Genomic DNA, 12,636 nt, shown 5'->3' on the forward strand with positions numbered 1-12,636 from the left:
CGCGTGGATTACATTGCACATGACGCAACGATGGCGGCCGGTGCGGCCGTCGCGGGAGGAGACGGAACTTGTCGCAATCGATTCGCCGCGCCATCGACCTCATCCGCCGGTCGGCGGAACAACCGCTGTCGCTCACCGAGGCGGCGGACGTGCTCGGCGTCCACAAGTCCACGGCTCTGCGGATCCTCCAGACACTGGAGGCCGCCCGCTTCGTACGCCGGACCGGCGCGGGTACCTACGTGCTCGGCAGCGGGGTGATCGAGCTGTCCGAGATCGCGCTCGGCTCGATGGACCTGCGGCAGTTCGCCGCCGCCCACCTCCGCGCGTTGCAACGCGAGACCGGCCACACCGTGCACCTGGGGCAGCTGACCGGCAACGAGATCATCTACATCGACAAGGTCGACAGCCAGGCGTTCGACGCCGTGAAGCTGCCATCCCGGGTGGGGCGCGCCGTGTCGATCTACGCGAGCGCGGTCGGCAAGACGATCCTTGCCTACCTGCCACCGGAGGAACGCGACCGCCTCCTCTCCCACGTCGTCTTCGAACGGTTCACCGACACCACCCTCACCGACCACGACTCCCTCGACGCCGAACTCACACGCATCCGTGAACGCGGCTGGGCCACGGACAACGGCGAGCACGACGCCTACGTGATGTGCGTGGCCGCACCGGTCCGGGACTCGCGCGGGCAGGTCATCGCCGCCGCCTCGATGACGGCGATCGAGGTCATCGCGAGCCTCGACGAGCTGAAGAGCGCCCTGCCCCTCCTGCTGGAGACCGCGAACCAGATCTCGCGTGAACTCGGATACACACCTCCGTCTTCCTGATCGTCACTCCGATGTCACCGGTTGATCGCATCGGTGACGTGTCGGCGTCGGTCCGTGCGAGTTGGCTGTCAGCCGTCGCAGATGACCGGACCAGGAGCTGATGCACGTGCCTTCCTCTCGTCGTACCTTCCTCGCGGGCGGCGCCGCCGCCGGCGTGGGCCTCGCCGTCGCCGGCGGACTGCCGTCGCTGGCGCAGGCCAGCCCGGCCCGGGTTCACCCGCCGGTCAAGGCCGGCCGCGTGCCATTCCCGCCGCTCGTGGACGACCCCAAGGGCATCCTGGCCCTGCCCAAGGGCTTCAGCTACACAGTTGTCACACGTACCGGGGTCACCCGGCTCGACCACGGCCAGGGCCTGACACCGGCCGACCACGACGGCATGGCCGTCTACGACGCCGGCCACGGCCGGTACCACCTGATCCAGAACCACGAGATGGACCCCGGCGCCGAGTTCGGCGTGCCGCACGTCAAGGGCACGGTCTACGACCCGGGCGCCGTCGACGCCGGTGGTTGCACCGTGATCAAGACGGACCGCGCCGGCCGCAACCTGGGCGAGTTCGTCGCCCTCTCCGGCACCGTCGCCAACTGTGCGGGCGGCCCCACCCCCTGGGGGACCTGGCTCACCTGCGAGGAGACCGAGGACCGGGCCGGGGACAAGTGGAGTGAGGACGGCCGGTCCGGCGTCTTCCAGAAGGACCACGGCTACGTCTTCGAGGTGTGGGCCGACGGCAGCGCCGACCCGAGGCCGATCAAGTGCCTGGGCCGCTACTCCCACGAGGCACTGGCGGTCGACAGGGACCGCACCAGGGTCTACCTCTCCGAGGACGCCGACGAGCCCAACGGCCTCTTCTACCGCTGGACGGCGCCACGCGGAGTGAAGCTGGGGCCCGGCGTACTCACCCGCCTCGCACCGGACGCCGGAGTCCTCGCCGCGATGCAGATCATCATGGACGACGGCTCGGTGCTCCCGGACGTCGCCTACCTGACCTCCGCCCAGCTGGGCCGCCCCTTCCCCGTACGGTGGATCGAGGTGCCCGACCGCGACGCGCGGAACAAGCCCGTGCGCGAGCAGTTCACCGATGGCCAGGTCACCCGCGGCCGCAAGTTCGAGGGCGTGTGGGGCACCGACGAGGGCGTGTACGTGGTCAACTCCTACGCCTGGGACGAGGGCGACCTGCCGGCGGACGCGGCGCCGCACGACGGCATGGTCTGGTTCTACAACTACAAGGACCAGACCATCCAGCTGGTGACGTACTTCCCGCACCAGACCGCCTCGGAGGAGGGGACGGCCGTCAAGTACACCGACCTCACCTTCGACGGCCCCGACAACGTGACGGTCACCCCGTGGGGAAGCCTCGTGCTCGCCGAGGACGGCTCTGGCGCCTCCCACGTGCTCAGCGCGACTCCAGGCGGCCCGACGTACGCGATCGCCCGCAACCAGCTCAACGACTCGGAGTTCTGCGGGCCTACCTTCACCGCCGACGGCAAGGTGCTCTTCGTCAACATGCAGGACCCCGGCCTCACCCTTGCCATCACCGGCCCGTGGGAGAAGTACCTGGGCTGACGCCCATCAGTGGGGGTCAGGCGATCGGCCTGGCCCCCACGACGCGGGTCGAGGCGGCAGGTAGGGTCACCGCCGTGCCAGCGAGGCTAGAGGCTGTCTACTGCGACGGGTGGGACGCCGGCGTGGTCAACCCGTTGACGTCGGTCACTGCGAAAGCACGCGACGCGGTGGGCGAACCGTACACCGTCCTGCTGTTGCTCAACGGTCAGCTGTGTGCGGTGATGGACCTGTCCTGGAGCGATGGGTATTGCCGAATCACTCGATTCGACCCCGCTGACAGGCAACTGTCTCGGCACCTGCTGCGCGGCACCGACGAGGGCGACCTGTTCCTGCGCGAAGCCCGCACCTGGGATGGCCCAGCCGACGCAGGCAAGTACGAGTATCCGCACGTTGCGGCCAGGACGACCACGACGTACAGCACCTCCGGAATGCGTACCGACATCGTGGAGCCGCGCGGAGACCTGGGTGCCCGGCAGGAGTCCACGTCGGAGCAGCGACCACCACGGCTACCCATCCCGGCTTTTGGCCAATGGAACGAGCTGTTGCGCCTCGCCGGGGAGGCATCCGCCGAGATTGTCGACGCCGTCCAGCACGAACTGCCGGTGCGCGTGGAGACCCGCGCACCGTGGCGACCGCCCCGTCCCCTGCGGCCCGACGGCATTGCGGAGCTGTTCGTCTCCGGCGCCATCGTCGACATCCACGACAAGCGGCTTCACCTGTCGGTTCATCAGGCCGGGGAGCTTCGCCTGACCTCCGGCCGTCTGGTGGCGGCCGACCCCTCGTCGCTGGAGTTCGACGCCGAGCCGTTCACCGTCAGCGTGCCAGCGGGCGCGTACCCGGTCTCGATCAGCCTTGCCACCTTCCTCGACGACCCGGGCCACAGCCGGGTGTGCGCTGCCCGCCTTGACGTCAACGACCGGCCCACCGTGCGGTGGGAACTGGCCTTGCGCGATGGCCAGGAGCCGATCGATCTGGGCCATCGGGAGTTCTTCGGGTTCGGCGTGGACGCTGGCATGGCCTGCTTCGTCGACGCGGACGCCCGCGAGCGGATGAAGGACGTCTGGCTGACCCTCGACGGCCTGATCGATCCCCGGCATCGCACGATTGACTCCGGAGCGATGGTCGTGTGGTCCAGCGGCTGGGGCGACGGTGCCTACCCCACCTGGATCGGCTACGACGCTACCGAGAGCGTTACCTGCTTTGTCGCGGACATGCTGCTGTTCCCCACCGACAACGACGAGGACGACGACTGAGCTGAGAGGGCTCGCGAGCCGACAAACGTCAGCCGTCCCCTAGGATCGGCCGGCAAACGCCCCGGCCCCAAAGGGAGTGCGGCCCGATGGATTCGAAGATCCTGCTGGAACGCCTGCACCGGGCCGGGATGCGCGACGTCGTGGCGGTCGAGCCGGTGACGGGTGGGCTCGCGGCGCTCGCCGGCATAGCCACCCGCCGGGACGCGCCTGCGGTGTTCGTCAAGGCGTTCGCCGACGCACCAGCCGAGGGCGTCTTCGTCACGGAGGCGCACGGGTTGGCCGCCCTGCGCGAGCGCGGCGGCGTGGCGACGCCTGAGGTGATCCTTGCGGGCCGGGACCTGCTGGTGCTGTCGGTGCTGCGGCCGAGGCCGCACGACGAGCACTTCTGGGAACAGTTCGCGCACGCGCTCGCCGGGATGCACCTGAGCACGACCTCCCCGCGCTTCGGCTGGGACCACGACAACTGGCTGGGCCGCCGCCGCCAGATCAACACCTGGGACGACGACGGCTTCGCCTTCTTCGCGCAGCACCGGTTGCTGCGCTGGCTCGGGCAGCCCCGCGTCGACGCGGCACTCGACACAGCGGACCGGGCGGCGCTGGAGCGGCTGTGCCACCGGCTGCCCGACCTGCTCCCCGACCGGCCGGCCTGCCTGACCCACGGTGACCTGTGGGCACAGAACATCCTGGCCACGCCGGACGGGCAGCCCGCGCTTATCGACCCCGCCGTGTCCTACATGTGGGCCGAGGTCGACCTCGCCCACGTCTGGTCCACCGCTCCCCCGCCCGAGGCGCGACGCTTCTTCGACGTGTACGCGGAACTGACCTCGCTCGACAGCGACTGGCGGGCCCGTATGCCGATCGTCCAACTGCGGCAGCACCTCGCCGTGCTGGCGCAGTTCGACGACGACTGGGGCGCGGCCGACCAGATCCGCGCCACCCTCGCCCCGTTCCGTACGCAAACCTGACCGCAGGTGCCCTCGGCTCGGCACTGCCGAACCGCTCGGGCATGGCCTATCAGGGCCGCTCGGGGCATGGACGCGCGGCGCCGCGGGTGTGCGTGGGCCGGCAGGGTCAGGCTCAGTGGACGAGGTCGAGGCCGGTCAGGTCAGCCGAGAGCGCCCAGAGGCGGGCCACCGCACTGCTGTCCGTGGGGTTGCCGCCGCTTTCGTTGGGGTCGCCGCCGACGATGCGACAGTCCGCGCAGTAGGCGCCACCGTTGGCATCGAGGCCGGGTGACGTGGCGGCCCAGACCTGCGTGGCAGCGCCCTGCTCGGCGGTCTTGAACAGGCCCGGCGTCGGGGTGCCGTCGGCGTCGATCCAGCCGGCGGCGACCATCTCCTCGACGGCAAGGTGTCGTTGCAGGGGCGTGAGGATCCAGCCGGGGTTGACCGAGAAGGCGCGGACGCCGTGCGGCTCGCCGACCAGGTCGAGGTGGCGGGCGAACAGGATGTTCGCGAGCTTCGACTGGGTGTACGCCTCCCACTTGTCGTAGCCGCGCTCGAAGTGCACGTCGTCCCAGCGGATCCGCCACGACGGGTTACGTCCGGAGGCGACCGAGACGACCCGGGCCGTCCGGGCGGCGGTGAGGGCCGGCCACAGCAGGTTCGTGAGCGCGTAGTGGCCGAGGTGGTTGATCGCGAACTGTGCCTCCCAGCCCGGACCGACCCGTGTCTCCGGGCAGGCCATCACCCCGGCGTTAGCGATCAGGATGTCGAGCGTCGGGTGGTCGCGTAGGAACCGGTCGGCGAACGTCCGGACGGACGCCAGGTCGGCGAGGTCGAGTTCGTCGACCTCGACCCCGCCCACGCCGGCCAGCATCCGCTGCGCGTCGTCCGGCCGACGAGCGGGGACGACGACGCGGGCCCCGGCATGGGCGAGAGCACGGGTCGTGGCGCGGCCGAGGCCGGAGTAGCCACCCGTGACGACAGCAGTCCTGCCGGTGAGGTCGATCCCGTCGAGGATGTCTCCGGCCGTGCTGTGGGCGCCGAACATTGTGTGGGTCGTGTCGCTGGTCATGGTCCGGACGCTATGGGCTAGACCAAGGTCTAGGTCAACGCCGATGCCGGGCGGGACTTCTGACGAGCGTGCAGGTACGCCGAGCGGCAGCGACCGGCGACCGGCGACGGACGGTGGGTGGCGGGCGACGGGCTACCGTCGACGCCATGGCGGACGGGGACCTGAGCATCGGGCAGGTGGCGCGGCGCACCGGGTTGAGCGTGCACACTCTGCGGCTCTACGAGCGGGCTGGTCTGCTGGCCGGCGAGGTGCGGCGCGATCGGGCCGGCCGGCGTGTCTACAGTGCCTGGGACGTCGAGTGGCTGATGAACTGCGTGAAGTTCCGGGCCACCGGGATGCCGCTGGCCACGATCAGCCGCCTGGCCCAGCTCGTCCGTGAGGGCAGCGGCAACGAGGCCGAGCGGCTGACGTTGCTGCGCGAGCACCGGCAGCACATCACCGAGCAGCTCGCCCGACTGCACGACTGCCTCGACCTCGTCGACACCAAGGTGGCCAGCTACGAGCGACACCTCGCCGCCGGCGCGACCGGGGATCCTTGGCAACAGCAAACCCCGCCCGTGCCGGGGACGCGCCGACACCAGGTCGGTTGACGCCCCCGGCTCGGGCTAGCTGGTGACGCGGAAGGTGGCGTCCGCGCGGCCGGTCGCGTTGGTGATCTGGTCCAGCCGCAACAGGTACTCCCAGTGCCGGATGTAGCGGTCCGGGAAGTTGTACGACTGGAACGACACCGCGCCGGAGTCGGCGAGCCCGGCCACCCGTCGGAAGGTGGCATCGGCGGCGAACTGCGCGGTGCCCTCGTTGCGGGCCAACGAGAAGTCGTAGTCGTAGTGCCGAAGGTAGTAGCCCGGGAAGTTCACCGACTCGAACGAGACATAGCCGCTCGACGCGTTGGCCAGGCCCGGCACGATCCGCCACTGGCCGTCGGCCGCCGGGCTCACGTTCGCGTCGATCCGGGCGTCGTAGCTGGCGTGCCGCACGTAGCGATCGGCGAAGTTGTACGACTGGAGGCGGTTCACCGGCAGGGTGGGCGTGCCGACACCGACGCTTGTCTGGGTGACCCGCGCGATGGTGCCGTCGCTGTTGTAGTTCAGGTAGTCCATCGCCAGGGACCGCCGGAAGTCGTTGCTGCCCGGCAGCCCGTTGCGGTGGTAGGCGATGTACCAGCGGCCGTTGTACTCCGCGATCGAGTGGTGATTGGTGTTGTTGTTCGTGTAGTCCAGCAGGATCCCGCGGTAGGTGAACGGACCGAGGGGGTTGCTCGCGGTGGCGTACGCGATCTGGCCAGGCCAGCCGGTCGAGTACGAGAAGTAGTAGACGCCGTTGCGCTTGTGCACGAATCCGGCCTCACCGAACGCGGTGCTGCTGCCCGTACCGGTGATCGTGAGGTTCTGGACGCCACCGGAGGTCGAGATCATGTCGGCGTTGAGCCGGACCACCTTCGGCGCGCGGGCACCACCGAAATACAGGTACGCCTGCCCGTTGTCGTCGACGAAGGCGGCCGGGTCGATCGGTTCCTCGCCGGTGTTGGCGTCGCGTCCACGCTCCACGAGGGAACTGCCGCGGGGATCGCTGAAGCCGCCCGTGGGTGACGTGCTGCGGGCCACGCCGATCTTCGTCCGGTCGACCGGAAGGTACAGGTAGTAGTAGCCGTTGCGCTGCACGGCTGACGGCGCCCAGGCGTACTGCGTCGCCCAGGAGAATCCGCTCACCGAGAAGGGCGCGCCGTGGTCGGTCCAGTCGACGAGGTTGCTCGACGAGTAGACCCGCCAGGCGTTGGAGTCCCAGTAGGTGCCGCTGTTGCCCTGGTCGTCGGTGGCGTAGATGTACACGCGGTTGTTGGCCACGAGCATCGACGGGTCGCCGGCGAACCGGGGCACAATCGGGTTCGCCGCCTGGGCGGGCATGGCGACCAAGGCCGTGGCCACCACGGCGGAGGACGCGATCAGGGACGCGATGACGCGCCAGCGGGCTGTCAGTCTCATGAGGGCGTCGTCTCCTAGAGGGTGGGCGCGACAGGTCGGATGGTGCCGTCGGCGTTGAACCACATCTGGTCGCGGAGTTCCTGCCCACCTTCGCCACGGGGGATGGGCGGCGACGGGACGATCGCCACCCAGCCCACGCGCGTTGGTCGGCCGGGGCGCCGAGCTAACCGATGCGGACCAGTTGCCACTGCTGGTTGTTGCCACCCCAGTCGGCGTACTGGACGATGTTGCCGCCGTCGGCGGTGGACGCGCCCTGCACCTCGATCGCCTTGCCGCTGTTGCGGTTGAGCAGGCGCACGTAGCCGCCGCTGGACTCGGCGATCCGGAACTGCTGGTTGGTGCCGTTGCCGTCGCCCCACTGCACGATCGCCGCACCGTCGGCGGTGGAGAAGTTGTAGACGTCGAGCACCTTGCCGGAGTGCCGGGACTTCAGCCGGTAGTAGCCGCCGCCGGAGTCGACGAACTGCCACTGCTGCCACGCGCCGTCGTTACGGGACCACTGCGTGATCCGTGCGCCGTCGTTCGTGGCACGGTTGTACACGTCCAACGCCCTGCCACTGTTGCGGTTCACCAGCACGTACCAGGCGTTGGTGTCCACAGGGGAGCCCGGCGGAGGTGTGGTGGGGTTGGTGCCCGCGTTGAGGGCGTTGAGGACGGAGTCGTACGCCGCCTTTTTGTTGCCCGACCTGTCGAACAGCAGGGCGTTGTCAGTGCCACGCCACGAGTCGCTGTCCCGTACGCCCCAGACGGTGATGCCGGTGCAGCGGGTGACGGCCAGGCAGGCGCGGGTGACCGCGCCGAAGATGTTGGCCTGGTTGGAGCCGGTCATCACGTCCAACTCGGTGATCTGCACATCAACGCCCAGGTCAGCGAAGCGTTGCAGGTTGGCCTGGTAGTCACCGGCCAACGTCGTACCCAGGTGCGACTGGAAACCGACGCAGTCGATCGGCACACCACGGGACTTGAAGTCCCGCACCATGTTGTAGATACCCGTCGACTTCGCGTTGATCCCATCGGTGTTGTAGTCGTTGTAACACAACTTCGCACCCGGATCCGCGGCCCGCGCAGCCCGGAACGCCGCCTCGATCCAGTCGTTACCGGTGCGCTGCAGATTCGAATCCCGCCGCCCACCACTGCCACCATCGGCGAACGCCTCGTTCACCACATCCCAGGCATAGATCTTGCCCCGGTAGTAGGTGGCCACCTGCGTCACATGGTTGATCGCCGCGTTACGCAACGCGCTGCCCGACAAGCCCTGCGCCCAACCCGGCTGCTGCTGGTGCCACAACAACGCATGACCCCGCACACTCATGCCATTGGCCTGCGCGTGACTGACCAGACGATCACCACCGGAATAGCTGAACCGACCCTGCTGCGGCTCGGTGGCATCCCACTTCATCTCATTCTCAGCCACCACACTGTTGAACTCGCGGTTCAGGATCCCGACGTACTGGCTGTCGGAGAGCTTGCCCGTCGCGACGGCCGCACCGAAGTAGCGGCCCTTCTCGGCGGCGGCCTGTTTGAGGGTTGTCCCGGCGCTGGCGGTGGGGGCCATGGCCACCGCCATGCCCGCGGTCAGGGCGACGGCGAGTGTCGCCGTCGACAGCAGAGTTCTCAGGGGTTTCATGTCGTTCCTTCTCACTCTCGGAACCGGTGGTGGTCTGCCAGAGCCGGGCGCGGCGGAACCGGCGCCGAGACGGAGCCCGGATCGTGACGTGACGTCCACATGCCCTGGGGGACGCCGTGCTCGAAGGTGCCAGCGGGCTCGCCCGGTGAGCCACAGCTGCGCCATCCTCGACATCGAGAGTGAGCGATAACATGTTGTTCGTCAAGACGTAATGAATCGCCCCTTGCCTATGCCTTGAAGCTGCGCTCCATCCGAAGCCCCACCATCAACGCCACGGCACCGAACCGTCACTGTTACCGCTCACACACAGAGTGCGAGCGCGGCGGCAGCAGCCGGCTCAGCGCCGCCGCCACCGCCCCGGTCACCACTCCGACGAGCACGCCGGTGACCAGGCTGGAGAACACCGCCGCCACGCGCAGGATCCCTTCCTGCGCCCGGGGATCGACCTCCCCGAGGCTCGGCGCGACTCCGTCGAACGCCTGGTTCCACAGCACCTGGTGGCCGACGGCGAGAAGGACACCGTAGATCCCCCCGATGACCACAACGGTCAGGAACGGACGCGGCGGACGCCGCCACAACACGGCGGCCACCCAACAGATCGACGGTACGACCGCCAGCAGCACTGTGGCGACGCTTCCTTCCTCCACGACGTGCAGGTCGTGCAGGACCACCCGCGGCGCGGCCAGCGCGGCGAGCGCCACCAGAGCAGGCCAGGAAAAGCCGAGGGTACGACGTCCGAGGCTCATCGCTCGACCCGCGCCGGTGCGGTGTCCCTGGTGAAGCGCAGCAGCGCGGTGAACGCCAGCGCGGCAGTCACCGCACCGCCGGCGACGCGCACCCAGTGCCCGGCGACGAACTCCTCGGCGACCTGGCGCAGGTACTCCGGCGAGTGCGTGCCGACCGGGTCGACGAACATGATCTCGTTGCGCGGCCAGAAGAACACCACCGAGAACAGGAACTCGCAGACGATGAAGACCGCTGCCGCAGCGGCGACATACCAGCGCAGCCGGCGGTTGCGCCAGGTGAGGACGGTCGCGGCGAGGCTGGTCAGCACCACCGAGGCGCCCAGCGGCGGGAAGTAGTCACTCGGACCGCCCGCGACCAGGAACTCACGGGCCCGGTCCAGCGACGCGGGTGCGTCGCCGAAGACGTTCGGGTAGAGCATCACGGTCTCGGCGGCGACCCCACCAAAGGACATCATCGCCGTCCAGACGAGCACGATCAGGACGATCCACGTCAGCTTGATACGGGACACAGCAGCACTTCTCCTTGGTTTCCGCCCTCTGCGGGCACGGTCTGTGATGTCGCTGTCGACGCTAGGTCGCCACATGGGGGTCGTCTGCCGCGCAGACGCGCGAGCTGGTGTCGCTTCTCGACGTACGTGCCGGGGCGCGGGATGATGCCTGCGGACGGCAGCGGCCCGGGCCAGCGCCGACCTAGGCTCACAGACGTGCAGGCCACACCACCCACCCGTACCGAATGGCTGCTGGCCGTGGCCATCCTCGGCCTGATCACGGCGGCGGTCGTGACAGATGACGCGTCGGCCGCCCACGCGGTGATCGCCTGCGGTTTCGGGGTCGGGTTGGCCGCACTGCTGCTGGTGGCCCGGCGTTGGCCGGTTCCCGCGCTGCTGGCGACGGCCGCCGGCATCCTCGGCTACTACGCACTGGACCTGCCGCCGGTAGGCGTGGCCGCCCCGGCCGCCGCCATCCTCTACGTGGTCGCGGAACGCGGCCGGGTGGTCCCGGCGGCCGTCGTCGGCGGAAGCCTGCTTGCCGTTTCGGTGGCCGCCCGGCTGGTCGAGGGCGACGACACCTCCGTCGTGATCGGTGCCGGCCTGGGCTCGGAGGCGGCGCTGATGCTCGCCGTCATCGCGCTCGGCGACGCCGTTCGCAACCGGCGTTCGCTGCGCGCGGCGCTGGCCCGGCAGGCGGCAGCGGCGGCCGAGGAGCGCCGACGGGAGGCCGCCCGGGAGGTCGAGGCGGAGCGGATCCGGATCGCCCGGGAGGTGCACGACACCCTCGGACACACGATGTCGGTGATCACCCTCCAGTCCGCGGTGGCGCGGGAGGCGCTCACCGACGCCGAGCCCGAGCAGGTCGACACGGCCCTGGCCGCGATCCAGTCGGTGAGCGGCAGCGCCATGGCCGAACTACGTGCGACGCTGGGTACGCTGCGTCGCGAGCCTGGACCACGCGCACCGGCCCCCGGCTTCGCCCAGCTGGGCACGCTCGTCGACGGCGTCCGCCGCGGCGGGCTCCCGGTCGAGTTGCGCGTCGACGGCCCGGTCGACGCGTTGCCCACGGTTGTGGGCAGCACTGTCTACCGGATCGTGCAGGAGGCGCTGACAAACGTGGTGCGACACGCGCAGGCCACCCGCGTCACTGTGACGATCCGGGCGACGCCCGCCCGACTGTCCGTGGAGATCATCGACGACGGCCGCGGATCCGCCACCGGCGCGGCAGGCGAGCCCGGTGAAGGGCTGCGGGGCATGTCGGAGCGGGTCGCCCTGCTCGGCGGAACCCTCGACGCCGCCGACGTCGCCGGGGGCGGCTTCCGGGTCTCGGTCCGCCTGCCACTGGCCGGGGCAGCCGCATGAGCGACGTACGTGTCGTCCTCGTCGACGACCAGCACCTGGTGCGCACGGGCCTTCGTGCACTGCTGGAGCGCGCCGCCGACATCACAGTGGTCGGTGAGGCGCAGGACGGCGGGGCCGCCGTTGCGGTCACCCGCGACCAGCGGCCCGACGTAGTCCTGATGGACGTTCGGATGCCCGGCGGCGACGGTATCGAGGCCACCCGGCGCATCCGCACCGATCCGACGCTTGCCGACGTCCGGGTGGTCATGCTCACCACCTTCGACGACGACGAGTACCTCTTCGAGGCCATCCGCGCCGGCGCCTCCGGCTTCCTGCTCAAGGACACCCCGCCCGACGCGCTGCGCGACGCCGTCCGCGTGGTGGCCGGCGGGGACGCGCTGCTGTCGCCGGCGGTGACCCGGCGGGTGATCGCCGCGGCGGCCCGCTCCCCCGTTGCGGATCCGACGCGGCTCGCCGGCCTCACCGGACGGGAACGCGACGTCCTCGCCCAGGTCGGCACCGGACGGTCGAACGTCGAGATCGGGGCGGCGCTGCACCTCAGCCCGGACACCGCCCGAACCTACGTGAGTCGCCTCCTGCACAAGCTGAACGCCCGCGACCGCGCCCAACTCGTCGTCATCGCGTACGAGAGCGGGCTTGTCCGCCCGGGTGACAACTGACGCGGAGGCGGGCAGCATTGTCCGCCGCTGTTAATTGCCGACACGCAATCCAACGGTGGCGACCTTGGAAAACACCGTCAGCGGCGCACTCGCCGATTCGTCGGCGAAATGG

The 12,636-nt window shown here is 69.7% G+C and carries 12 protein-coding genes; 7 read left to right on the forward strand and 5 right to left on the reverse strand.

The features are described from left to right. Positions 1-68: 68 nt before the first annotated feature. The 4 genes from ACPXB1_RS03760 (at position 69) to ACPXB1_RS03775 (ending at position 4,606) form a co-directional block, all read left to right on the forward strand. Positions 69-827 (forward strand): IclR family transcriptional regulator, encoded by a 759-nt coding sequence (locus tag ACPXB1_RS03760; RefSeq protein WP_053652947.1) that lies wholly within the window; start codon positions 69-71, stop codon positions 825-827. A gap of 100 nt (positions 828-927) precedes the next feature. After that, positions 928-2,388: an alkaline phosphatase PhoX gene (locus tag ACPXB1_RS03765; protein WP_053652948.1), complete on the forward strand. Its 1,461-nt coding sequence runs from the start codon at positions 928-930 to the stop codon at positions 2,386-2,388. 74 nt (positions 2,389-2,462) lie between these two features. After that, on the forward strand, positions 2,463-3,641 hold the full coding sequence (locus tag ACPXB1_RS03770; protein WP_157552285.1) for a DUF4241 domain-containing protein: 1,179 nt from the start codon (positions 2,463-2,465) through the stop codon (positions 3,639-3,641). 86 nt (positions 3,642-3,727) lie between these two features. Further along, positions 3,728-4,606 carry a fructosamine kinase family protein gene (locus ACPXB1_RS03775; RefSeq protein WP_053652950.1) on the forward strand — a complete coding sequence of 293 codons (879 nt, stop codon included), beginning with the start codon at positions 3,728-3,730 and terminating at the stop codon, positions 4,604-4,606. Positions 4,607-4,718: 112 nt separating this feature from the next. On the opposite strand, the gene ACPXB1_RS03780 is transcribed toward ACPXB1_RS03775, so the two are convergent. Continuing rightward, on the reverse strand, positions 4,719-5,657 hold the full coding sequence (locus ACPXB1_RS03780) for an oxidoreductase (protein WP_053652951.1): 939 nt from the start codon (positions 5,655-5,657) through the stop codon (positions 4,719-4,721). 146 nt (positions 5,658-5,803) lie between these two features. On the opposite strand from ACPXB1_RS03780, the gene ACPXB1_RS03785 reads away from it, so the two are divergent. Next, entirely contained in the window at positions 5,804-6,247 is a 444-nt protein-coding gene (locus tag ACPXB1_RS03785) for a MerR family transcriptional regulator (protein ID WP_053652952.1), read from the forward strand. Between the two features lie 15 nt (positions 6,248-6,262). On the opposite strand, the gene ACPXB1_RS03790 is transcribed toward ACPXB1_RS03785, so the two are convergent. The 4 genes from ACPXB1_RS03790 to ACPXB1_RS03805 form a co-directional block, all read right to left on the reverse strand. Continuing rightward, entirely contained in the window at positions 6,263-7,639 is a 1,377-nt protein-coding gene (locus tag ACPXB1_RS03790) for an AbfB domain-containing protein (RefSeq protein WP_197281431.1), read from the reverse strand. Positions 7,640-7,802: 163 nt separating this feature from the next. After that, complete coding sequence (locus ACPXB1_RS03795; RefSeq protein WP_425734820.1) at positions 7,803-9,266, reverse strand: endo-1,4-beta-xylanase; 1,464 nt, start codon at positions 9,264-9,266, stop codon at positions 7,803-7,805. A 293-nt stretch (positions 9,267-9,559) separates the two neighbouring features. Next, positions 9,560-10,012: a hypothetical protein gene (locus tag ACPXB1_RS03800; RefSeq protein ID WP_053660672.1), complete on the reverse strand. Its 453-nt coding sequence runs from the start codon at positions 10,010-10,012 to the stop codon at positions 9,560-9,562. Then, positions 10,009-10,521: an anthrone oxygenase family protein gene (locus ACPXB1_RS03805; protein WP_231640228.1), complete on the reverse strand. Its 513-nt coding sequence runs from the start codon at positions 10,519-10,521 to the stop codon at positions 10,009-10,011. Before ACPXB1_RS03805 ends, ACPXB1_RS03800 begins: the two co-directional genes overlap by 4 nt. Positions 10,522-10,716: 195 nt before the next feature. Between ACPXB1_RS03805 and ACPXB1_RS03810 the strand changes: the two genes are divergently transcribed. Together ACPXB1_RS03810 and ACPXB1_RS03815 are read left to right on the forward strand one after the other, a co-directional pair. Continuing rightward, complete coding sequence (locus ACPXB1_RS03810) at positions 10,717-11,865, forward strand: sensor histidine kinase (protein ID WP_157553013.1); 1,149 nt, start codon at positions 10,717-10,719, stop codon at positions 11,863-11,865. Continuing rightward, entirely contained in the window at positions 11,862-12,524 is a 663-nt protein-coding gene (locus ACPXB1_RS03815; RefSeq protein WP_053660674.1) for a response regulator transcription factor, read from the forward strand. The genes ACPXB1_RS03810 and ACPXB1_RS03815 overlap by 4 nt, the downstream gene beginning before the upstream one ends. The last annotated feature ends 112 nt before the right edge of the window (positions 12,525-12,636 follow it).

It is taken from the genome of Micromonospora sp. DT68 (assembly GCF_049847245.1).
Taxonomy (GTDB): domain Bacteria; phylum Actinomycetota; class Actinomycetes; order Mycobacteriales; family Micromonosporaceae; genus Micromonospora; species Micromonospora profundi.